The following is a 21,265-nucleotide window of genomic DNA, read 5'->3' as shown; positions in this document are numbered from 1 at the left end:
AAGTAGGTCGCGTTTACTAGAATGAAGGCATGATTGCTCTCACTATAATCGTTCCCATCGCCTTAGCTGTTTTTGCTATGGCAATGGAAAAGCTAGAAGCGGGGGTTTTGGCTAGCGCAGCGGAGAACCCTAGCGGTGTGACAAAAGCGTAAATATAATCAATCTTCGCATTTGCACCCGCCAATGCAGTCAGCCCACTAAGGTGGGGTATATTACTACAGCTATTTCAGCTAACCGAAGCTAGTCCAAGGAGTCAGAAGTGGAAGAAGTACACGAGATTCTCTCGCGCGCGGGTATTTTCCAGGGTGTCGACCCAGAAGCAGTCGACAACCTCATCGAGCAGATGGAAACCGTCAAATATCCGCGGGGAACCACCATTTTTGAGGAAGGTGAGCCGGGCGATCGCCTGTACATCATCACTTCCGGCAAGATTAAACTCGCGCGCCACGCCCCAGATGGCCGCGAAAATCTACTGACGGTCATGGGGCCTTCCGATATGTTCGGCGAGCTGTCCATCTTCGATCCTGGCCCACGTACTTCTTCCGCAGTTTGTGTTACCGAAGTCCGCGCGGCCACGATGAATTCAGAGATGCTGCAGAAATGGGTCTCTGACCATCCGCTGATTGCACAACAGTTACTGCGCGTACTCGCTCGCCGTCTACGCCGCACTAACGCTTCCTTGGCGGACTTGATCTTCACCGATGTGCCTGGTCGCGTGGCCAAGACCCTATTGCAACTGGCTAACCGTTTCGGTGTCCAGGAAGGTGGAGCACTACGCGTGAACCACGACCTGACCCAGGAAGAGATTGCGCAGCTGGTCGGTGCTTCCCGTGAGACAGTGAACAAAGCTCTCGCGACATTCGCACACCGTGGCTGGATTCGCCTGGAGGGCAAGTCCGTGCTCATCGTCGATACCGAACACCTCGCACGTCGCGCCCGTTAAGCAGAATTCGCTTCCCAAGCCTCGTTAAGCAAGTTCGGGCGGGAAAAACTAAGCACCTAGCACCTAGCCAGAGCTTGCAGAAAAAAGCGCTAGCGGAAACACATCCGACTAGCGCTTTTCTTATTTTTAACTTCAGCAGCCCCGGCATGGCGTGTCCTATGGCCACAGCTGCACTTCCAGGAGTTAAGCCTGCGCCTCGGCGCTCTGCTCATCCAAATACCGCAACGCAACCCTGGTCGACTGTTCTGCTGCATGCCGCAACACCGGATCCACATCCTGGTACATGGCATCAATCAACGTCTGTAATTCCACATCATTACCATGCTCAGCGCGCAGTTCTCGGATTTGTTGCAGACGGTACTGCCGACGTTCCAAATATTTTTCGGCCCACTCAGCCACATTGTCTTGGTCCGGCCCATGCCCTGGCAGAAGTGGCACCCCTTGCCCTCGGTTCTGCAACATACGCAGCGTATCCAGGTATTGTCCGAGGTCGCCATCCGTCTCGGAAATCATCGTAGTGTGGCGCCCAGCGATGGTATCGCCGGTAATGATGCCTTCAAGTTGGGATTCGTGTGGGGTGGACGACCACACAAAAAAGCACACACAATCCGAGGTATGCCCCGGTGTGTGCACAACTTCTACCTGCGGAGTTACTCCCTCAATAGAAATGATTTCGCCGTCTTGCAAGGCTTCGCCGCCAATGCAGTAGCTTGGGTCAAAAGCACGTACTGGCTGGTTGGTCAGCTGCCGAAACCGATCAGCGCTGTCGGCGTGATCGTAATGACGGTGGGTCAGCAACGTCAGCCCCACCTCGCCGGCTTTTCCACGAACCACATTGAGGTGACCTTCATCTTCTGGCCCAGGATCGACAACAATTGCTTTATCGTCTTCACCTGCGCGAATAATCCAGGTGTTAGTGCCTTCCAATGCCGCGTAACTCGGGTTAGCGCATAGCACCACGCCCACCGAAGGGGTTACGGGACGAAGCTGACTATAAGCAGGATGCTTCATGCCTCCTACCGTACTAGAACTTCCAGTTTTCCCGGCTATACGCCACCGTTGCCGGCTGCGCTGTTGGTCACGAAAAGCTAGCGCAGTTCAACAACCATCTCTACTTCAACCGGTGCGTTCTTCGGCAAGACGGCCACGCCGACGGCGGATCGAACGTGTTGGCCTGCATCACCAAAAATCTCACCCACCAGATCGGATGCACCATTGACGACGGCTGGTTGCTCGTAAAACCCCGGCGCGCTGGCAACAAAGCCGACCAGCTTAGAAATGCTAGCGACGTTGTCCAACCCTACTTCTGCATCCACCGCTGCCAATGCATTAAGAGCGCAGATACGCGCCAACCCATAAGCCTCGTCAGCAGAAACTTCGTCACCAACCAGCCCGGTTACCGGCAGCTGACCGTCGACAAGCGGCAGCTGGCCGGAGGTCCAGACTTGCTTTCCGACGCGCTTCGCGGGCACATAGGCAGCCAACGGCTTGGCCACGTTTGGCAGTTCAATACCGAGCTCTGCCAGCCGCTCATTAATGTTCACAGCATCGCCGGCCATGTTAAACCAGCTCGCGCTTGAAGTAAGCGACCAGATTTTCTGGGTTTGGCCCCGGAATGATGGTCACCAGCTCCCAACCGTCTTCACCCCAGCTGTTCAAAATCTGCTGGGTAGCGTGGACAAGGACAGGTGCAGTTGCGTATTCCCATTTCTTCATGGGCCCAATTCTACCGCCTGCTCCGCGCCGACGACTAGGTCACGGGTGCACAGTGTGACGGGTGCACAGTCGGTCCTAAAACTCGCCACCGTTGGAAAGGTAACTCGCCCAATCCGTTACATGCGGGTTTTTGCGCAAAATGGCCCGACGCTGGCGTTCGGTTAGCCCACCCCAGACACCGAATTCCACCTCGTTATCCAGCGCATCGGCGCAACACTCCAAGACCACGGGGCAGTGACGGCAAATCAGCGCAGCTTTGCGTTGTTCTGCTCCGCGCACAAATAATGCGTCAGGGTCACCATTGCGGCACTTGGCCCGGGCTACCCACTCACCACGCTCGACAGTTGCGGAGGAAATTTTCGCCGTTTTCTGGCTGTAGGCGCCACGGTAGCTTGAGTTGTATTGGTGGTTGCCTGGAGTGGCGGGCATGAATCGACTCCTCATTGTTGACAGCGAGGGCGTGATTTTTCGCTGAGGTGTTCCAGATAGTTTAGGGCGCGTGACCAATCTTGTCGAATGCGTCACACTTCCAGGGGGTGTGAGTGCTTTTGCCACACACCTTTACTGCGTAAAGTATCTATCGTGTCTTATTCCAAATCGATGATCACCATGTTGCTGGCGACGCTCGGTGTGTCTGCGGTTTTTGCCGCGGCCATCGCACCGGTTGCCGGCATCACTGGGGCGAGTGCAGCACGTGCCGAAAAGGCTATGGAATCTGATCTCACCGACATTCAGGAGGGCGGCGCCCCGGGCGTGTCCACCATGTATGACAGTGAGGGCAATGTGTTGGCAAATTTTTTCAGCCAACGCCGCCATGAGGTTCCGCCAGAGGAAATCTCACAGGCCATGAAGGATGCCATCGTCGCGATCGAAGACAACCGTTTCTACGAACACGAGGGCGTCGATTTTCAGGGCTACCTGCGTGCGCTGGCCACTAACATTGCAGCCGGCGGCGTACAGCAAGGCGCGTCGACGATCCACCAGCAATATGCCAAGAACTGGGCTTTGCTTGTCGACGCCGACACCGACGAAGAGCGTCGAGAAGCAATTGAACAAACAATTGCGCGTAAATTGCGTGAGATCCGTGTCGCTGCCGATTTGGATGACCGCCTGAGCAAAGAAGATATTCTGGCTGGTTATTTGAACCTGGTACCGTTTGGCAACCACGCATACGGCATTGAATCCGCTGCACGCACCTACTTTGGTATTTCAGCTGCTGAATTGTCGGTGCCCCAGGCCGCCATGCTGGCTGGAATGGTGCAGTCTTCGGAATATTTAAATCCGTACACCAACTCAGACGGTGCAACCGATCGCCGGAATACCGTCTTGCAGGCAATGGTCGATCATGGATATTTGGATCAGGAAGCAGCCGATGGCTTTAAGAATGAGCCTCTTGGGGTGCTAGAAACCCCCGAGACTTTGGCCAACGGTTGCATCGCGGCAGGCGATGCCGGATTTTTCTGTGATTACGCCTTGAAGTATCTAGACGAGCGCGGAATTACTACCGACGAACTGGTTGCCGGAAAATATGACATCCACACCACTCTAGATCCGGGCGTGCAGCATGAAGCGCGGCGGGCGGTCTCCAGCTATACCGACCCGCAGGCGAACGGCGTCGCCGAGGTCATGAATGTCATTGAACCCAGCAAAGATTCTCGTCGCATCCTAGCGATGACGTCGTCACGCAATTACGGCCTGAACCAAGAAGCCGGGGAAACGATTCTCCCACAGCCGTACTCGCTGGTCGGCCACGGCGCAGGTTCTGTCTTCAAAGTTTTTGCTGCTGCCGCTGCTATCGAAGACGGCATGGGCATCGAACAATACATGTCGGTTCCATCGCGCTACGAGGCAGAAGGTTTGGGTCACGGTGGCGCACCAAACTGCCCGGCCAACCGCTACTGCGTGGAAAACTTCGGTGAATTTGCCGATTCCATGACTCTGCGCGACGCACTAGCGCATTCACCAAACACACCGTTCGTCCAGCTGATGGAACGCGTCGGGGTACCTGCCGTGGTAGATCTGTCGGTAAACCTAGGACTGCGCAGCTACGCAGAAGAAGGCACGCACGACGGTGAGCGCTCCATCGCGCAGTTCCAGAAAGACGCCAACCTTGGTTCCTACGTTTTGGGCTCCACCCCGGTCAACGCATTGGAACTGTCCAATGTCGGTGCTTCGTTGGCCTCCGGCGGAACCTGGTGTGAACCGAATCCAATCGACGCCGTCTATGACCGCAATGGGCAGGAAGTCTACCTAGAGCGCACCCCGTGCGAAAACGTCATGGACTCCAACGCAGCCGATGCGTTATCACAGGCAATGACCGAGGACGGTAAATCCGGTACCGCCGCCAACGCTCGTAATGCCGAGGGCTTCCCCGGCACGATGGCAGCCAAAACGGGTACCACCAACGAGAACTATTCCGCTGCTTTCCTGGCCTTCAACTCTGGCATCGCAGCGGCACCGTATATCTTCAACGACAGCACCACCACGATGTCGCTATGCACCAGCCCAGTGCGCCAATGCAGCAACGGAAACCTCTTTGGTGGTACTGAACCGGCGCGTTCGTTCTACAACATGGCCAACAACCTACCACCGGCGCTCAATGGTGGTGTTTCAGAAGACTACGATCCAGCTTTTAATGAAGGCCTCGACGCCGCCAAACTCAACGAAGTGCGCGGATTGCGTGAATCCGTAGCGCGGGATCGTTTGGCCGAGGCCGGTTTAGAAGTGCGTACGGAGCGAGTGGCTGGCAATGGAATGCCCGCCGGCCGAGTAGTCAGTGCGGATTTCGCAGGACCAGCTAATAGCGTGGTAATTTTGCGAATTTCCGATGGCTCAGCCCGCAGCACCCCGCCAACACGCCGCCAGTCAAACCCAGGCACCCAGACAGAAAACAACACCGGTGGCGGCAGCCAACCACCGGCGCTGGAGTTCAACCTAGAACAGGAAATTGAAAACGCCACCGAAGAGTTGCGTAACCTGTTTAACTTTTAGCCCTGCAGGCGGTCTTTTACTGCCTCCGAGATGCGCTTACCATCTGCGCGTCCGGAGGCTTTTGCGTTTGCAGCCTTCATCACTTGGCCCATGTGCTTCATGCTCAATTTTTCGCCAGCAGCAGCCGAAACTTCAGTAATAACGCCATCTACTAACTCGGCAAGTTCGGAATCATCCAACTGCTGTGGCTGATATTTTTCGAAGACTTCGACTTCAGACTGTTCGGCGTCGGCAAGCTCATCGCGCCCATTGTCGCGGTAAATCTCTGCGGATTCGCGACGCTTTTTGATCTCCCGAGCAATAACCTTGAGAACGTCATCGTCGGTGAGCTCGGTGCGGGTACCGGTGGAAGTCTCCTCGGCCTGGATAGCTGCCAGCAGCATACGCAACGCAGACGTCGTCGCCTTGTCCTTGGACTTCATAGCGGTAGTCAGATCCTGGCGGATGTGCTCTTTTAATGATGCCTGGGCGCTGTTCTCGCTTGTCATGTTGTTCTCACTCATAGTCCCAAAGATACTCGCTTGGCCCGACCGGGCAACGAGATCACGGCAAGATTCCACCTAAAGTCCGTCTAGACTAGGCGGGGTGAATATTTCGTGGAAAACTGCACTAATGACCACCACCGTGACCACCCTCGGTGCGGGTGCGGGCACACTGGCCTGGGCGGTTTCGGAACTCAATCGCTTTGAGCTCAAAGAACACACCGTTGCGCTCCTACCCAAAGGCACCTTGGGCAAAAAGCGCAGCGCGCACGGCCAGGCAGAGTTTCGGATACTGCATGTCTCGGATCTGCACATGATCCCCGGCCAGGACAAAAAAATTGCGTGGGTACGCGATCTAGCCCGATTGCAGCCTGATTTAGTGGTTAACACCGGAGATAATCTTTCTGACCAGCACGCAGTTCCTGATGTGTTGCGCGCACTGGACCCGCTATTGAACACACCGGGGTTGTTCGTATGGGGCACTAATGATTACTGGGCGCCCCAGCCGGTCAACCCCTTCCAGTACCTGACGGGCAAGAAACGCACGCCGTCGTATGTGGATTTGCCGTGGCGGGATATGCGTGCCGCGTTTATTGAGCGGGGCTGGTTTGATGCGAATCAGCGGCGCCACGAATTCCGGGTCGGTAACGTGCGCCTGGCGGTGGCCGGGGTAGATGATCCGCATCATGATTTTGATGACTACGACGAGATCGCTGGTGCCCCAAACCCGGATGCGGACCTGGCTCTGGCGTTGTTGCACTCCCCTGAGCCACGCGTGTTACAGCGCTTTGCTGCCGACGGCTACCAGCTCTCGTTGTCTGGCCATACGCATGGTGGGCAAGTGTGTTTGCCGGGTTCCAAAGCGTTGGTGACCAATTGTGGTATCGATCGCGAGCGGGTGCAGGGACTCCATGACTTCGACGGCATGGCAATGCACGTCTCCAATGGCTTAGGGACCTCAAAGTATGCCCCATTTCGTTTGTTCTGCCGCCCGTCGGCAACACTGCTACGAATTATCGAAAAAACAACTTAATACTTGGCGACGTTTCCCGCCATACGCTGGGGATTCTCCCCTACAGGACCCTCGATTTGTGTTCTGCAAGCTCGATATAATAAGATATCCAAGTCGCAGAAATTAATACTTCATCGCGATGGCGGGGCGTAGCGCAGCTTGGTAGCGCATCTGCTTTGGGAGCAGAGGGTCGCAGGTTCAAATCCTGTCGCCCCGACAATAGAAAAGACCGAGAAGCTTTTGCTTCTCGGTCTTTCTTCGTATGCAGGCTAACCCGACCCCTGAAACCCAGACACACTTTTGAGGCTTAACCCAGGTTTAACCCACGCTTTTTGTCGTTTAGGCCGCATAACCCTCGTATACCCCTACATCTCTGAAGGTCGCACCCAACCCTTAAAGAGCAGAATGCGACCGCATGCACAATTGGTGTTCTAAGCTTTTATTGCCACCCACCGGGGGCGCACACTTCCCCGTGTTTTCACTAGGAGGTTTCGCTGGTAGATTTCACCAGGAGGCTTGACTAGGAGCAGGCGAAATCAGTGATTTAGATCCGCATACCGCTTAGGGTTTTCAGCAGATCCATGATTTTGCTGAAGAAGCTGCCCAGTAACGTCGGCCCGGTAAACAAGCTCGCCAGCGTCTTCAGGATGGAGCCGAAAATACCGCCAGCGCTTGACGACGACACATCGGACTGATCTTCCTGTGGGTTCTTTGGTGCTGGTTCGGCGTCCTTGCCGTCTTTACCATCCCGGCCATCCTTACCGTCTTGTCCATCCTTGCCATCTTTCGGCAGCGGGATTTCGACAGTGCTGCCATCCGAGAACTTGACGATGACTTTCCCGTCTTTAATCTCCTGGCCGACGATGGTCAACGGCTTGGCATCTTTGCCATCTTGACCCTTTTCACCGTCTTTACCAGCAGCACCATCCTTGCCTGTAGCGCCATCCTTACCCTTCGGGATGACAATCTTTTGGCCGTTAGTGAACTCTACGACGATGTTGCCTTGTGCATCATCGTACTGCTTTTTGATCTTCAGGTCTTCACCTGCAGGGCCTGCCGGTCCCCGCTGTCCAGGCTCGCCTTGTGGGCCCCGCGCACCTGGCTCACCTTGTGGCCCTGGCTTACCTTCACTGCCCGGAGGGCCCGCTGGACCTGCTGGGCCACGATCACCTTGTGGGCCGATTGGGCCACGAGGTCCTTGCACCCCCTTCTTTTCTTCCTCGGTGCAATTTTCTTTGCGGATTGGCGCAAGTTCGCCATATACCGTGAGGGTTCCAGACAAAGCGGCTTTCACGTCATCGGAAATATTGCTCAAGAAATCAAGCTTATCTACCTGGCCCTTGAACAACACTGTATGGCTGTCGAGCACTGGAAGAGTGTCAGCTTCTTCCTTCGTCAAAGTGCCTTTAGCTATCGTTTGCGAGGTGCCGTTGTAGCTCGCATTCAGAGAGACCTTTTTGTCATGCGAAACGGTCAGCACAAGAGAATTGATGGTCTCGTTACCCACAGAAAACAAACCGTCAGCAGTAATTGACGCGCTAGTGATTCGATTGTCCGCATCCAGCTTTACTGATGTCTGGTCTTGGTTACCACGAAAGGTAGCCGCAATCGCTTGGCCGTTCTCGCCACGGGCTACAGCACTACCTTGGTAATGATGTTTTGCTGCTTGCTCCGGCGAAATTTCCCAAGAAAACGCCGCCGAGGAGACAGCAAAATCGACGACTGGACAGAGTTGGGTTTCAGTCGTTGCGGTGGGCTCAACATTTTCCTGCGCATGAGCAGTATTGATTGGGGTCAGCAGCCCCAGGCTCAGGGCGAATACTGCGCATGCAGTTACGCCGACTGACTTCTTTCTAGCCACAGTGTGGTCTCCGAGTTTCTCTTCAAAAGCCAAGTGCAACACCACTTCTGTGGGTACACAAAATCTATTTTGTGCAAGCAAAATAGATTTGCAAACAACTAAACACTTAATCGATTCAGAAAACAAGACAATCGACAATGATCTTCACTACATAATTCCACCGTTATGCATATTATGCGGAATTTTTAAAGCTCTCCACAGCTTCATAAGCCACTACCAACATCCCACCTGATGTAGCGAAGATCACGCTGTAGCACTAAGCTAACCCCATGGAATCTGCAAATGCACTGAGCTTCTACGACGCTGCTAAATGGGTCTATCAACGCCGTGGCAAACTTTCCGGCGCTGCGGAAACGGAATCCTGGTGGCTTTTCGCACCCGCATCACCTGAGCCCGGCAAGGGACCGATCATGATCAACCGAAAAACCAATGAGCTCGAGCAATTCGGTTCGCTCCCGAAAGAATGGAAGCCCCGGCTGGAAGCATTCAAAAAAGAAGGGCCCACCCCACTCTCCATTCCAGAAGAGTTTTATGGTGAGCCCGAAGATATATCTTTGTGATTCACTAGCGCTGTAGCGCAGCAATTCAACAGCGGCAAGTGCAGTACTGCCTTGCCACCATGGCTGCTAGCAACTAGCAAGCAAGCATTAATTCACGCGGCGGCGGTTAAGCAGTGGCGCCACCACCAGGCCTACAAATGCGCTCACTGCCAGTACCGCGAGCGCTACCCAAAGTCCCAGAATTGCACCGTCATTCGCGGTAGTGCTCAAAGCTGTCGTCGCCCAGTGTAACGGCAAAAAACCAGCCAGGGCCGACCATGCTTGAGAAATTTCCGCACTCGCAGCAGCCTGCCAGACCCATCCAACCACAGCGACCTGTCCAATACCCGCAATAGCTGCAATCACAAGGCCACTACGCAACCCAGCCAACTGCATCAGTACCGAAGTAAACCCGGCAGCTACCCAGGCACTCAATGCAGAAACACTGGCCGAAATCGCGATCGTAGCGATGCTTAGCCCGTCCCCCAACAGGCCGACAAGCACAGCGCCGCTAGCGGCAGCTAACAGACCACCGCTTAACTGCACAGCCCAACGAGTCGCAAAGAAGTTGCTCATCGCTGCCATCACTACGCCTGCCAACATAACTAGTGCTGCGACTAACATTGCCACCACTGGCGGCAAAACCCCGCGGGCTGGTTCTGCGTCGCCAGGTTCTGCCCCACTCGGGCCCGCTGGGATAGCGCGATTCACTGCATCAGCTTTTTGCTTGGTGCTTTGCGCCATAGCTTCCAGCCGTTCTGCACCACCATCAAATTCGTCTAGACCTGCCGTAGCTTCGTCAATCCGAGCTCGCAGTTCCTGTAAACCAGCAGACAAATTCTTGGAGCCATTCGTCAGCTCATACACGCCGTCGTGGAAACCATAACCAGGGACATTTAGTTGATTCGCCAGGTCCCTGGATCCGTTTTTCATAGCCAAAAGATCATCAGCAACTTCGCGTTGGAAGTTAAAGTTGTCGATTTGCTGACGCAGACTTCTCAGATCGCGCACTGCTTGTTCTGCTTCCGGCCCTTGCACACCGCGCAGCTCTTCAATCGCCCGGTCCGCAGCCTCTAGTAACTGCCCTTGTACCGCACCAAAGCCAACAACTTGATCCACTGCTTGCCCGACGCCGTCAGCCAGCTCATTAGCGCCACGACCCAGCTGACCAGTACCCGCTTGTAGCTCCACCATGCCTTGGCGCAGTCGATCCGCGCCATCCGCAGCTTCGCCAACTGCACCCACCAATTCTTCAGTATTGCCGTCCACGCCTTCCAAACCAGAAAGCAGTTCGTCGATTGCACTGTACAAAATTCCCGCTTGGGACGAAGCTTGTCCAGCGGCGCGACGGGCATCAATCAACTTACTGTTGTCCACCCCTGGGTTTTGCACGGCCGGAGCACCAGTTGGTTCTTCTGGCGCTGACCAACTGTCACTCGGGCTTAAAGAAGCTGCAGCGGCAATCACCGCACCAACTGCTAGCGGCAACACCACCGCTAGCAGCGCCACGATGCCACGCATGCGGGATCCCGGCACGCGTGGTTCACCGAACCGAGATTCCCCTAATCCCATCGATGCATGTGACGATGCACCATCTGGCGTGGCAGCTCGGTTATTCACCACTGACGAAGAATCGTTCATACGACGGCACTTTAGTGCTAAATCCGCAGCTTATGGGACAACGTTCTCGGCGAGTCACATAAACAACACCAATCACAAACACCAAAAGAGGCCGCACCGATTTATCGGTGCGGCCTCTTTGCCCTACAGGGTTGCTGGAAAGCACTGGGGCTGTGGTGCTGCTAGCCGGCACGCACATTGAATACCGGCAACAACCAGCAGCTACAAAGCCTGAGAAAATTAGTTCTTGTACTTCTCAGCAAACTTCTTGCGTACGGCTGCCCCCAAGTCCTCGTGAACGTTGTCCCAGTACTCGTAGACACGCTGCTCGACGCCCTCAGAAACACCAGCCATGGCGTTGGTGATGTTGTGCGCCAGGCGGTCCTTCTCTTCGTCGTTCATGACTTCTTCGTACAGCTTGCGTGGCTGGGTGAAGTCATCGTCCTGCTCGTGCTTGACGTATGCCGCACGAACCAAGTCGGTGCCGTGAGGATCAGGGTTGACGTAGTAATCAGAAGCCTGTCCGTAGCTGGTGTGGTTCGACGACGAAGTCTCGCCATCATCCAGGTAGCCAGCGCCCTTGTCGAAGCGGTTCGGCGTGTATACCGGCTGGTCTGGACCGTTAAAGTTGTACTGCATCGAGCCCTCGTGATTATAGGTATTCACAGGGTTGATTGGCTGGTTGATCGGCAGGTGACGGTAGTTGGTGCCGATGCGGTAACGGTGCTGATCCGCGTATGCGAATGCGCGGGCCTGCAGCATGCGGTCTGGCGACAGGCCTGTACCTGGAACGATATTGGATGGATCCAGGGCGATCTGCTCGATCTGTGCAAAGTGGTTACGAGGGTTACGGTTCAGCTCGAAGTAACCAACCTTCTGCAGTGGGTAATCCTCGTGGTACCAGACCTTAGTCAGATCGAATGGGTTGAACTTGTAGTTCTCTGCATCCTCGAACGGCATGATCTGTACGTAGACGTCCCAGCGTGGGTAGTCGCCATTCTCGATCGCGTTGAACAGATCCTCACGGTGGTAGTCAGCATTCTGACCTGCCATCTCGGCAGCTTCTTCGTCAGTGAAGCACTCCCAACCCTGTTGGGTCTTGAAGTGGTACTTCACCCAGAAAGCCTCGCCCTTGTCGTTAACCCACTGGAAGGTGTGGGAACCGAAGCCGTCCTGGTGACGGGAGGTCTTTGGTGTGCCGCGGTCACCCATCAGGTAGGTTACCTGGTGTGCGGACTCAGGGGTACGAGTCCAGAAATCCCACTGCATATCAGCGTCGCGCAAACCGGAAGCCCCGGTGCGCTTCTGGGAGTGAATGAAATCTGGGAACTTGATGCCGTCGCGAAGGAAGAATGTCGGGGTGTTGTTACCGACGATGTCAAAGTTGCCTTCTTCGGTCCAGAAACGCAGAGCGAATCCGTGGACGTCACGCCAGGTGTCAGGGGAGCCCTGCTCACCGGCAACGGTGGAGAAACGGATACCCATCGGGGTGACCTTGTTCGGCTGGAACAGGTCAGCCTTGGTGTATGCGGATACGTCTTCGGTGACATGGAATTCACCGAATGCTCCGTGGCCTTTAGCGTGAGGGTTGCGCTCTGGAACACGCTCACGGTTGAAGGACTGCAGCTTCTCAATCAACTGCAGGTCATTCAGTACATTTGGACCCTGTGGTCCAGCGGTGATGGAAATGTTTTCCGAGGCGATTGGCTGTCCACCCTGGCGAGTGGTGGTGCCTGGGGCGTCCTCCCGCTGGCCAAGATCCAGCTTGTCATCAATGTTCTTAGTCATGGAATGCTCACTCCTGTTGGGAATTAATTAGACACTCTTATGGGGATGAGGTCAATTGATAGTTTACTTGCATACATCAGAGTGCGCAATCGCACTGGCACACCACAAACTCTGCTCAGGAATAAAAATCAGCGCTGGTAATCTCAGCTAAGTGAACGCACAACGACACTCTGCGAGCCGCGATGCACGCACCACCCAGCTGGCCCTGAAGGCCGGTCGTGGTGATCGCACAGCCCTGAGCGCGTTCGTGAAAGAAACCCATGACGACGTCTGGCGGTTTCTCGCTCACCTAGCCGGGCCCGAACTTGCCGACGACCTCACCCAAGACACTTATGTACGCGTAATGGGGGCACTCCCCCGGTTTGCCGGACGCTCCACTGCACGCACCTGGCTACTTTCACTCGCGCGTCGCGTGTGGATCGACAACATTCGCCACGAACGCGCCCGCCCCCGGAAGTCACATTCAGAACTAGAAGACTTAGACCCAGTACACGAAGATTCGTCGGTATGGAGCGAATGGATCGATGCCCGCACCATGATCGCTTCGCTACCCGACGAGCGTCGCGAAGCACTCGTTCTGACACAGATACTGGGTTATTCCTACGAAGAGGCAGCGGCAATCGCGGGGGTGCGTATCGGGACAATTCGCTCTCGAGTAGCCCGGGCCCGGAAAGATATTCTCGCAGAATACGACAATTAATCACAGAAACTGTTATATTCCGTTAAAAGTTCATAGATTTTCGGACGCGCTTTCACAGCGTGATCACAGATTCGGAGTTGTTGTCTTCATGCTCAAACGATCGTTAGCCATCTCGATGGCGTTCGTCGGAACCCTCGCCGGTGCCGGTTTTGCATCCGGGCAGGAGGCCATGACGTATTTCGTAGCCTTCGGTAACTGGGGAATTGTCGGAGCATTACTCGGCTCCGTTGTCATGATCATTTGCGGTATCGCCATTTTGCAGCTCGGTAGCTATTACCAGGCACGCGAGCACACCGCGGTGATCGACCGCATCACTAACAGCCCAATCATCGCCAAGATCCTTGACTGGGGCACCATTGCGACCCTATTTTCTATCGGCTTTGTTATGTTCGCCGGTGGTGGCTCGAACCTGACGGAAGCCTGGGGCTGGCCGACCTGGATCGGTGCTGCCCTCATGTTGGTGCTGACCATCCTGGTTGGCTTGCTTGATGTGGAAAAAACCACCGCGGTGATCGGAATGATCACACCATTTTTGATCATCATGGTCTTGGGCACCGCGATCTACACAATAATCACGGTGGACCCGAACTGGGAAAACATTCAGCAGGCTTCTACCGAAGTCCAAACCACACTACCCAACTGGTGGGTATCTGCCATCAACAACATCGCTTTCCAGGTGATCGTGGCAGTGTCCATGGCCATCGTTATCGGCGGTAGTTTCATGGATACCCGCGAAGCAGGCATTGGTGGAGCCATCGGCGGCGGAATTTTCCTTTCCTTGCTGCTCTTGCTGGTAATGAGCATGTACTTCACTGTCGAAACCACCAAAGATGCCGACATGCCAATGCTGGCGCTGATGATTAGCCTGCACCCGGTGCTGGGACACATCATGACCGTGGTTCTCTACGGCATGGTCTTTAACACCGCCATCGGTATGTTCTATGCGCTGGCTAAGCGTCTGACCCGTAATTCGCCAGAGAAATTCTTCCGCGTCTATGTGATTGCGTGTTTGGTCGGCTTCGTGCTTTCCTTCGTTGGCTTCCGCCAACTGGTCAGCTACGTCTACCCAGTACTGGGATACATCGGCATGTTGCTGATCATCGTCCTGATTTGGGCCTGGGTACGCAATTTCCGCACCATGCGCACCGAAGGCCAGCGCCGTCGTCGCGGCCGTGAATTGATGGCCCGCAAAGTGGATCCACGCGTGCGCTTTAGCAAGAAGCACGACCGCGAGCTCACCACCCTAGCTGCCCAATCCAATATGAATTCCGAGGAATTCTTAGAAAGCATCAAAGAAGAAATCGACGACGAGCTAGAAAACGATCCCGATGTGGATTATGACCGCACCACGCCAGCTGGCAGCGTAGTATACGTCGAGCACACCAAACCGGAATAAACTCCACCAGCGAGGCACCGTTCCAGGACGCCTCCCGCCCGCCCATACTGACTGCGGAAAGATACGAAAAAGGCACCCACCGGGAAATCGGTTGGGTGCCTAGCCTATTTTATTTCTCTAACAGCAATTCAGCGATCTGAATCGTGTTCAGCGCAGCGCCTTTCCGCAGGTTGTCACCAGAAACTACCAATACCAAGCCGTTGTTACCCTCCAACGACTGATCCTGACGAATACGCCCCACCAGGCAATCATCAATACCCGTAGCAGCCAACGGGGTTGGTACATCGACAACCTGCACGCCAGGAGCCTGCTCGAGTGCTTCCACAGCTTGGTCTGGAGTAATGTCCTGGCCAAACTCAGCGTGGATCGTCATGGTGTGGCCGCTGAAAACCGGCACACGCACGCAGGTTCCAGAAACGCGCAGCTCTGGCAAACCAAGAATCCGGCGCGATTCATTACGCAGCTTCTGTTCCTCATCAGTTTCTAAAGAACCATCGTCGACAAGGTTTCCTGCTAGTGGCAACGCATTATAGGCGATCGGAGCTACATAAGGGGCAGTCTCCAAACCATCGAGCTTGCGGCCGTCATAAGTCAGGTCAACCGCGTGTTCGCCTGCCTCATAAATCTGGGCCGCCAACGCCTGCACACCTGCCAAGCCAGAACCAGAAACCGCCTGGTAAGAAGAAACATTCAAGCGTTTCAACTCTGCAATATCGTGCAGTGCCTTAATCACCGGCATCGCAGCCATGGTGGTGCAGTTCGGATTCGCGATGATTCCCTTCGGCACCTCTTTCACAGCCTCCGGGTTGACTTCGGAAACCACCAACGGAACCTCAGGATCCTTACGGAATGCCGAAGAGTTATCAACCACAGTTGCACCAGCTTCTGCAAACACCGGCGACCACTGCTTCGAGGTAGCGCCACCAGCAGAAAACAGCGCAATGTCGACGTCGGAGACAGACTCAACAGTCACCTGCGACAAATCTTCTACTGTGATGCGCTCGCCGCGGTAATCCAGTTCAGTGCCAGCCGAACGCGGAGAAGCAAAAAAGCGCACCTTTTCTGCAGGGAACTCGCGCTCCTCCAGAATTTGGCGCATCACCTGGCCTACTTGGCCGGTAGCACCAACGACGGCGAGTGTGGTCATAGTTGTGGTCTCCTCCCAGAGCGGTTGAGCGGTCAAGCTGGTAATTAGCGTCCAGTTCCAGCATAGACGGTGACATCTTCGTCACCGCCAAGATCAAAACGATCGTGCAGCGCGCGGGTAGCTTTTTCCAAATCCGATTCACGCAAAAGTACGGAAATCCGGATCTCAGAAGTCGAGATCAGCTCCATGTTCACGCCAGCATCACGCAATGCCTCGGTGAAATCCGCGGTAACACCTGGGTGCGATTTCATTCCCGCACCAACCAGAGAAACCTTGCCCACCTGATCGTCATACAGCACCTGTGCCCAGTTGCCTTCGCGGCTCAGCTTCGACAAGATTTCAACTGCTCGTGGGCCATCTTCGCGTGGGCAGGTGAAGGTGATATCGGTGATGCCATTTTCCACGGTTGAGATATTCTGCAGCACCATATCGATGTTGATCTCTGCATCCGCAATGGCACGGAAGACCTTCGCGGCCTCGCCCGGCTTATCGGGAATTCCCAGCACGGTTACCTTGGCTTCGGACTTGTCGGTGGCAACACCAGTCAATACTGCATCTTCCATTGGGATATCCTCCATTGAACCGGACACCAAAGTGCCGGGGTCATTGCTATAAGACGAACGTACGCGCAAAGCGACGTTGTGGGCACGGGCATATTCGACGCTGCGCAGCACCAAAATTTTGGAGCCGACGGCTGCCATTTCCAACATTTCTTCAAAAGACAGCTGCTCTAGCTTGCGGGCATTGGGCACAATACGCGGATCAGCGGTGTACACGCCGTCGACGTCAGAATAAATTTCACACACATCCGCGTTCAGTGCCGCAGCAAGCGCCACTGCAGTGGTGTCTGAGCCGCCTCGGCCCAGGGTAGTGACGTCCCGGGTGTCTTTATTGACGCCCTGAAAACCAGCGACGATGCAAATCTTGCCTTCGTCCAGTGATTCCTGCAGACGTCCGGGAGTGACGTTAAGAATGCGAGCATTACCGTGGCGTTCGGTAGTCAGCACACCGGCCTGCGAACCAGTAAACGATTGCGCCTGCGCACCTAGTGAATTCACGGCCATCGCAACCAGTGCATTGGAGATTCGCTCGCCGGCGGTGAGCAACATATCGAGTTCGCGCTGCGGTGGAACTGGGTTCACGGAAGCTGCCAGATCCAGCAACTCGTCGGTAGTATCACCCATCGCCGAACACACAACGACGACGTCATTGCCAGCCTTTTTCGTCGCAACAATACGGTCTGCTACCGCCCGGATCCGCTCCGCGCTTTCTAGGGATGAACCCCCGTATTTCTGCACAACTAGTGCCATGAGGCCAGCTGCCTTTCCTGATCGTTCGTTTCTGCTGTCTTTGCGGCTCAAAAACGCAGGTTAATGCTTATTCATACCATAGTATGTGCCCTGTCACCCAGACTTAAATGCAGCCCAAGTTTCACACCAACCCCAGAAATTGTGTAGTCTATACCACATGATTTCCGGGGCGCGTTTTCTTCTCCTTAGCAGCCGCGGCGGGTTTTAGAGCCAACGGCAACAGTTTGGTCGGCACCCCGTCGCGGTAATTCGCGTAGCTTTTGCTTCTCGCCCCGGCACGCACTAATCGCCGACCGAACACACAGTGCTAAACCCATAAACGCTAAACCCATAAACACAAGGAATCATCATGTCTCCTAACGACGCTTTTATTTCCGCGCCCCGCCAACTGAACAAGCCCAACGGCCCACGCAATGAAAATCAACCGGCCTGGAATAAACAAAAAGGCTCTACTATGCCGGTGGATCGTTATTTACCGTTCGCCAAAGAAGTTGAAGATATTCAACTGCCGGACCGCACCTGGCCAGATAAAAAAATCACCACCGCCCCACAATGGTGTGCAGTCGATCTGCGTGACGGCAATCAGGCACTGATTGACCCCATGAGCCCAGAACGGAAGCGCCGCATGTTCGATCTTCTGGTGACCATGGGATACAAGGAAATCGAGGTAGGTTTCCCGTCGGCATCGCAGACAGATTTTGACTTCGTCCGCGAAATCATTGAGCAGGATCTAATCCCAGACGACGTCACTATCCAGGTGTTGGTCCAGGCACGTGAACACCTGATTCGCCGGACTTTCGAGGCCTGCGCAGGAGCAAAGAATGTGATCGTGCACTTCTACAATTCCACTTCGAAGCTGCAGCGCCGCGTCGTGTTCCGTAAAGACCGCCCAGCCATCAAGGCCTTGGCCACGGATGCCGCACAGCTGATCAAAACCATCGCCCAGGATTACCCGGATACCAATTGGCGCTGGGAATACTCCCCGGAATCTTTCACCGGCACCGAACTGGATTTCGCCAAAGAAGTCTGCGATGCCGTCGCAGAAATCATGGAACCGACTCCAGAAAATCCGCTGATCATTAACCTTCCTTCCACCGTCGAGATGATCACGCCGAATATTTACGCTGACTCGATTGAGTGGATGCACCGCAATTTAAACAACCGTGAGTCATTAATCATCTCGCTGCACCCGCACAATGACCGCGGCGAAGGCGTAGCAGCCGCCGAGTTGGGCTACCTGGCCGGCGCTGACCGTATCGAAGGTTGTTTATTCGGTAACGGCGAGCGCACAGGCAACGTCGATCTGGTGACTTTAGGCTTAAACATGCTGACCCAGGGCGTAGACCCACAGATTGATTTTTCCGATATCGCACAGATTCGTCGCACCGTCGAATACTGTAACCAGCTGCGTGTACACGAACGCTCTCCCTACGGTGGCGAGCTGGTGTTCACCGCTTTTTCTGGTTCCCACCAAGATGCCATTAACAAAGGCTTGGACGCGATGGCCGCCAACGTGCATCCACAGGCCAGCAGCTCCGATGTGGCTTGGGAAGAATTGCGCGAAACCACATGGGAGGTTCCGTACCTGCCTATTGACCCGAAAGACATCGGCCGTGATTACGAAGCCGTCATCCGAGTAAACTCCCAATCTGGCAAGGGCGGGGTGGCTTACATCATGAAAACTGACCACGGCATCGCCATGCCTCGCGCCATGCAGGTTGATTTCTCCCGGGTGGTACAGACCGTCACGGATGCCGAAGGCGGCGAGGTTGATTCGAAGACCATGTGGGACATCTTCACCAATGAGTATTTGGAGACGAAGTCCCCCGTCGAACAACTTTCAGTGAGTGTGCAGAATGCAGAAACCGAGGACAAAGACGCTACGGTAACCGCCAAGGTTATCCACGATGGCGAAGAGCGCAGCATCGAAGGCAACGGTAACGGCCCAATCGCTGCATATGCTGACGCTCTGGGGAATCTGGGCATAGACATCGAGGTTCTGGAATACTCCCAGCACGCCCGCAGCGCCGGGGAAGATGCCGAAGCTGCTTGTTATATCTTGGCGGCAGTCAACGGCTCTAGCGTCTGGGGCGTCGGCATTGCCGGCTCTACGACGTATGCTTCGTTGAAGGCTCTGGTCTCCGCTGCCAACCGCGCACACGCCAATCTTTAGCATTGGCACGAGGAACTGCGATTAGTTTTATACCGCAGCAGCGGATGGTTTTCTGTGCCACGTTGGCGTTGCTGAACTATCCGCAAGCTAAATCGGTGAACTAGACTGCTGTACTAATGACCTCGCATACCGATACCGATGACCGCGCCGCAACCAGCGAGCGCAACGACAACGGCACGAAGAACAAAGAAGCCTCCGGCGAGCTGCACCCAAAAGAAGTAGCTCGTCGCGAGGCTGTTGCGGAATTTCCGTATCTTGCGCTGACTGTGCAAACTTCCGGTATTCACCCTTCAACGGCGCGTCTGGTTGCCGTCGACGCCGTTACTTTTAATGATGCGGGCGAGACTAGCGAGACTTTCCACGCTGTACTCAACCCCGGAGAAGATCCAGGGCCGCGCCACTACCACGGGCTTTCCCGCGAAGAAGTGGACAACGGCCAACGCTTTGCAAAAATCTTGAAACCGCTGGATCGGCTTATCGACGACCGCACACTAATCGTCCACGATTTGCCGTTGACATGGGGCTTTCTGGTTTCAGAAGCAAAGCGCGCGATGAGCGCTGCCGCCCGCGCAAACCGGAAACGCTCCCGCAAGGGCAACCGCAAACGGCAGCGTGTCGGCCATATTCCGCAGCCTGCACGCATCGTGGATACGCTGGCGACTGCGCGTCGACAAGAAATACCTTTTAGCGATATCCGACCCGCTGGCGTGGCGCGCGCCAGTGGCTTGTCTGCTGTCAGTCCAGTGGCTTCTGTCGTTCGTGCTGGCCGTAGCCAGGAAGAAACCTCACGCGAGACTACACAGTTGGTCTGGGATATTTACCAGCATCAGCAACGAGCCGCAGAAAAATCCTTAATCACAGATCATGAGCTAATCGCCAGCTACCATCCGGGTGATCTGCGCGCGGACCGGTTTGGTTTACAGCGCAGCCATGTCCGGGTGCAGGCCGCCGAAGCCGAGCTCAGCCTGGCAAACCCCGGGAAATATGTTCCGGGGCGATCCCTGATCGAAGGCATGGAAGTGGTAGTGGCTGATGAGATTGGCTACAGTCCGGATACCATCATCGACGCTTTGCTCGAAGCGGGGCTGGTGTATCGCGAGCACCTGCATCGAGGGGTGTCGGTAGTCGTCTGCAACAAAACTACCGATCTACGTGGCAAGGCGATGCATGCGGTACGCAAAGGTATCCCCTTGTTGGGTGATACTGCATTTTTAGATGCACTGACCCGCGTCAAGCCACACCCAGATCCGGATGCGCCAGTCGAGCAATCCACCCACCCCCGCGGTGTCTTGGGCGGATCATCGGGGCTCAAGGCCAGCTCCAAACCCGGGAAAAAATCTGCGCTTAAATCTGGGACGAAGTCCCCGAACAAACCTGCCGCAAAAACCAGCGGAAAATCTGGCGCGAAGACCGGAAAGCACCCTGCAAAACAAACCGGGGCACAGTCCGGTACACAACCTAACGCCAAGTCCGGCGCACAACCTAACGCCAAGTCCGGCGCACAACCTAACGCCAAGTCCGGCCGCCCCAACAAGACGAATAAACGTCGCCGGAGCCGCTCCCGCCGGGCCAGCGCACAGCCCCAGG

The 21,265-nt window shown here is 55.3% G+C and carries 18 protein-coding genes, 1 tRNA gene and 1 pseudogene; 10 read left to right on the top strand and 10 right to left on the bottom strand.

All coding sequences use genetic code 11. The annotated features are described in order from the left end of the window. Positions 1 to 29 precede the first annotated feature (29 nt). The gene (locus A5774_RS11815; protein ID WP_021353542.1) at positions 30 to 152 is read left to right on the top strand and encodes a hypothetical protein; all 123 of its coding nucleotides are present in this window, start codon (positions 30 to 32) and stop codon (positions 150 to 152) included. A 107-nt stretch (positions 153 to 259) separates the two neighbouring features. Then, positions 260 to 943, top strand: a complete 684-nt coding sequence (gene glxR / locus A5774_RS01080; RefSeq protein WP_021353541.1) for a CRP-like cAMP-activated global transcriptional regulator GlxR — start codon at positions 260 to 262, stop codon at positions 941 to 943. Positions 944 to 1,126: 183 nt separating this feature from the next. Here glxR and A5774_RS01075 read toward each other — a convergent pair whose 3' ends face one another. The 4 genes from A5774_RS01075 to A5774_RS01065 all read right to left on the bottom strand — a co-directional run bounded on the left by A5774_RS01075 (position 1,127) and on the right by A5774_RS01065 (position 3,088). Continuing rightward, entirely contained in the window at positions 1,127 to 1,954 is an 828-nt protein-coding gene (locus A5774_RS01075; RefSeq protein ID WP_021353540.1) for an MBL fold metallo-hydrolase, read from the bottom strand. 77 nt (positions 1,955 to 2,031) lie between these two features. Further along, positions 2,032 to 2,502, bottom strand: a complete 471-nt coding sequence (locus tag A5774_RS01070; protein WP_023018847.1) for a RidA family protein — start codon at positions 2,500 to 2,502, stop codon at positions 2,032 to 2,034. 1 nt (position 2,503) lies between these two features. Continuing rightward, the gene (locus tag A5774_RS11145) at positions 2,504 to 2,659 is read right to left on the bottom strand and encodes a DUF4177 domain-containing protein (RefSeq protein WP_021353538.1); all 156 of its coding nucleotides are present in this window, start codon (positions 2,657 to 2,659) and stop codon (positions 2,504 to 2,506) included. A 75-nt stretch (positions 2,660 to 2,734) separates the two neighbouring features. Next, positions 2,735 to 3,088 (bottom strand): WhiB family transcriptional regulator, encoded by a 354-nt coding sequence (locus A5774_RS01065; protein WP_197490208.1) that lies wholly within the window; start codon positions 3,086 to 3,088, stop codon positions 2,735 to 2,737. A 153-nt stretch (positions 3,089 to 3,241) separates the two neighbouring features. On the opposite strand from A5774_RS01065, the gene A5774_RS01060 reads away from it, so the two are divergent. Continuing rightward, entirely contained in the window at positions 3,242 to 5,650 is a 2,409-nt protein-coding gene (locus A5774_RS01060) for a transglycosylase domain-containing protein (protein ID WP_064833064.1), read from the top strand. On the opposite strand, the gene A5774_RS01055 is transcribed toward A5774_RS01060, so the two are convergent. Next, positions 5,647 to 6,153: a GatB/YqeY domain-containing protein gene (locus A5774_RS01055; RefSeq protein WP_021353535.1), complete on the bottom strand. Its 507-nt coding sequence runs from the start codon at positions 6,151 to 6,153 to the stop codon at positions 5,647 to 5,649. The two genes, A5774_RS01060 and A5774_RS01055, sit on opposite strands and share 4 nt — an antisense overlap. A 109-nt stretch (positions 6,154 to 6,262) precedes the next feature. Between A5774_RS01055 and A5774_RS01050 the strand changes: the two genes are divergently transcribed. Beyond that, positions 6,263 to 7,165: a metallophosphoesterase gene (locus tag A5774_RS01050; RefSeq protein WP_064833063.1), complete on the top strand. Its 903-nt coding sequence runs from the start codon at positions 6,263 to 6,265 to the stop codon at positions 7,163 to 7,165. A gap of 122 nt (positions 7,166 to 7,287) precedes the next feature. Further along, positions 7,288 to 7,361 (top strand) — tRNA-Pro (locus A5774_RS01045). A gap of 327 nt (positions 7,362 to 7,688) precedes the next feature. Here A5774_RS01045 and A5774_RS11620 read toward each other — a convergent pair. Next, positions 7,689 to 9,005, bottom strand: coding sequence for a collagen-like protein (locus A5774_RS11620; RefSeq protein WP_231892299.1), 1,317 nt, complete (start codon positions 9,003 to 9,005; stop codon positions 7,689 to 7,691). Positions 9,006 to 9,274: 269 nt separating this feature from the next. On the opposite strand from A5774_RS11620, the gene A5774_RS01035 reads away from it, so the two are divergent. Then, entirely contained in the window at positions 9,275 to 9,565 is a 291-nt protein-coding gene (locus tag A5774_RS01035; RefSeq protein ID WP_023018841.1) for a hypothetical protein, read from the top strand. Between the two features lie 87 nt (positions 9,566 to 9,652). On the opposite strand, the gene A5774_RS01030 is transcribed toward A5774_RS01035, so the two are convergent. Then, the gene (locus tag A5774_RS01030; RefSeq protein ID WP_082936031.1) at positions 9,653 to 11,185 is read right to left on the bottom strand and encodes an ABC transporter permease; all 1,533 of its coding nucleotides are present in this window, start codon (positions 11,183 to 11,185) and stop codon (positions 9,653 to 9,655) included. 219 nt (positions 11,186 to 11,404) lie between these two features. Next, positions 11,405 to 12,952: a catalase gene (locus A5774_RS01025; protein ID WP_023018839.1), complete on the bottom strand. Its 1,548-nt coding sequence runs from the start codon at positions 12,950 to 12,952 to the stop codon at positions 11,405 to 11,407. Between the two features lie 151 nt (positions 12,953 to 13,103). Between A5774_RS01025 and A5774_RS01020 the strand changes: the two genes are divergently transcribed. Beyond that, positions 13,104 to 13,652, top strand: coding sequence for an RNA polymerase sigma factor (locus A5774_RS01020; RefSeq protein ID WP_021353529.1), 549 nt, complete (start codon positions 13,104 to 13,106; stop codon positions 13,650 to 13,652). Between the two features lie 88 nt (positions 13,653 to 13,740). Beyond that, complete coding sequence (locus A5774_RS01015; protein WP_021353528.1) at positions 13,741 to 15,048, top strand: hypothetical protein; 1,308 nt, start codon at positions 13,741 to 13,743, stop codon at positions 15,046 to 15,048. 109 nt (positions 15,049 to 15,157) lie between these two features. On the opposite strand, the gene A5774_RS01010 is transcribed toward A5774_RS01015, so the two are convergent. Both A5774_RS01010 and A5774_RS01005 read right to left on the bottom strand, forming a co-directional pair. Next, the gene (locus A5774_RS01010; protein WP_064833061.1) at positions 15,158 to 16,195 is read right to left on the bottom strand and encodes an aspartate-semialdehyde dehydrogenase; all 1,038 of its coding nucleotides are present in this window, start codon (positions 16,193 to 16,195) and stop codon (positions 15,158 to 15,160) included. 44 nt (positions 16,196 to 16,239) lie between these two features. Next, positions 16,240 to 17,505, bottom strand: coding sequence for an aspartate kinase (locus A5774_RS01005; protein ID WP_023018821.1), 1,266 nt, complete (start codon positions 17,503 to 17,505; stop codon positions 16,240 to 16,242). 349 nt (positions 17,506 to 17,854) lie between these two features. On the opposite strand from A5774_RS01005, the gene leuA reads away from it, so the two are divergent. Beyond that, positions 17,855 to 19,678 (top strand): 2-isopropylmalate synthase, encoded by a 1,824-nt coding sequence (leuA, locus tag A5774_RS01000; RefSeq protein ID WP_064833060.1) that lies wholly within the window; start codon positions 17,855 to 17,857, stop codon positions 19,676 to 19,678. Positions 19,679 to 19,794: 116 nt separating this feature from the next. Continuing rightward, positions 19,795 to 20,916, top strand: a pseudogene (locus tag A5774_RS00995) (DNA polymerase III subunit epsilon); the annotation flags it as partial. Positions 20,917 to 21,265: the final 349 nt, after the last annotated feature.

It is taken from the genome of Corynebacterium sp. EPI-003-04-2554_SCH2473622, from assembly GCF_001665955.1.
Lineage (GTDB): Bacteria > Actinomycetota > Actinomycetes > Mycobacteriales > Mycobacteriaceae > Corynebacterium > Corynebacterium pseudodiphtheriticum.
This window is presented reverse-complemented; position numbering and strand designations above follow the sequence as displayed.

Bases quoted from the DNA above. Each gene is read 5' to 3' on its own strand.
- A5774_RS01030 (WP_082936031.1), bottom strand. From the start codon at position 11,185: ATGAACGATTCTTCGTCAGTGGTGAATAACCGAGCTGCCACGCCAGAT.
- A5774_RS01005 (WP_023018821.1), bottom strand. From the start codon at position 17,505: ATGGCACTAGTTGTGCAGAAATACGGGGGTTCATCCCTAGAAAGCGCG.
- A5774_RS01035 (WP_023018841.1), top strand. From the start codon at position 9,275: ATGGAATCTGCAAATGCACTGAGCTTCTACGACGCTGCTAAATGGGTC.
- A5774_RS01015 (WP_021353528.1), top strand. From the start codon at position 13,741: ATGCTCAAACGATCGTTAGCCATCTCGATGGCGTTCGTCGGAACCCTC.
- A5774_RS01070 (WP_023018847.1), bottom strand. From the start codon at position 2,502: ATGGCCGGCGATGCTGTGAACATTAATGAGCGGCTGGCAGAGCTCGGT.
- A5774_RS01065 (WP_197490208.1), bottom strand. From the start codon at position 3,088: ATGCCCGCCACTCCAGGCAACCACCAATACAACTCAAGCTACCGTGGC.
- A5774_RS01050 (WP_064833063.1), top strand. From the start codon at position 6,263: ATGACCACCACCGTGACCACCCTCGGTGCGGGTGCGGGCACACTGGCC.
- A5774_RS01055 (WP_021353535.1), bottom strand. From the start codon at position 6,153: ATGAGTGAGAACAACATGACAAGCGAGAACAGCGCCCAGGCATCATTA.
- leuA (WP_064833060.1), top strand. From the start codon at position 17,855: ATGTCTCCTAACGACGCTTTTATTTCCGCGCCCCGCCAACTGAACAAG.
- A5774_RS01010 (WP_064833061.1), bottom strand. From the start codon at position 16,195: ATGACCACACTCGCCGTCGTTGGTGCTACCGGCCAAGTAGGCCAGGTG.
- A5774_RS01075 (WP_021353540.1), bottom strand. From the start codon at position 1,954: ATGAAGCATCCTGCTTATAGTCAGCTTCGTCCCGTAACCCCTTCGGTG.
- A5774_RS11815 (WP_021353542.1), top strand. From the start codon at position 30: ATGATTGCTCTCACTATAATCGTTCCCATCGCCTTAGCTGTTTTTGCT.
- A5774_RS11145 (WP_021353538.1), bottom strand. From the start codon at position 2,659: ATGAAGAAATGGGAATACGCAACTGCACCTGTCCTTGTCCACGCTACC.
- A5774_RS01025 (WP_023018839.1), bottom strand. From the start codon at position 12,952: ATGACTAAGAACATTGATGACAAGCTGGATCTTGGCCAGCGGGAGGAC.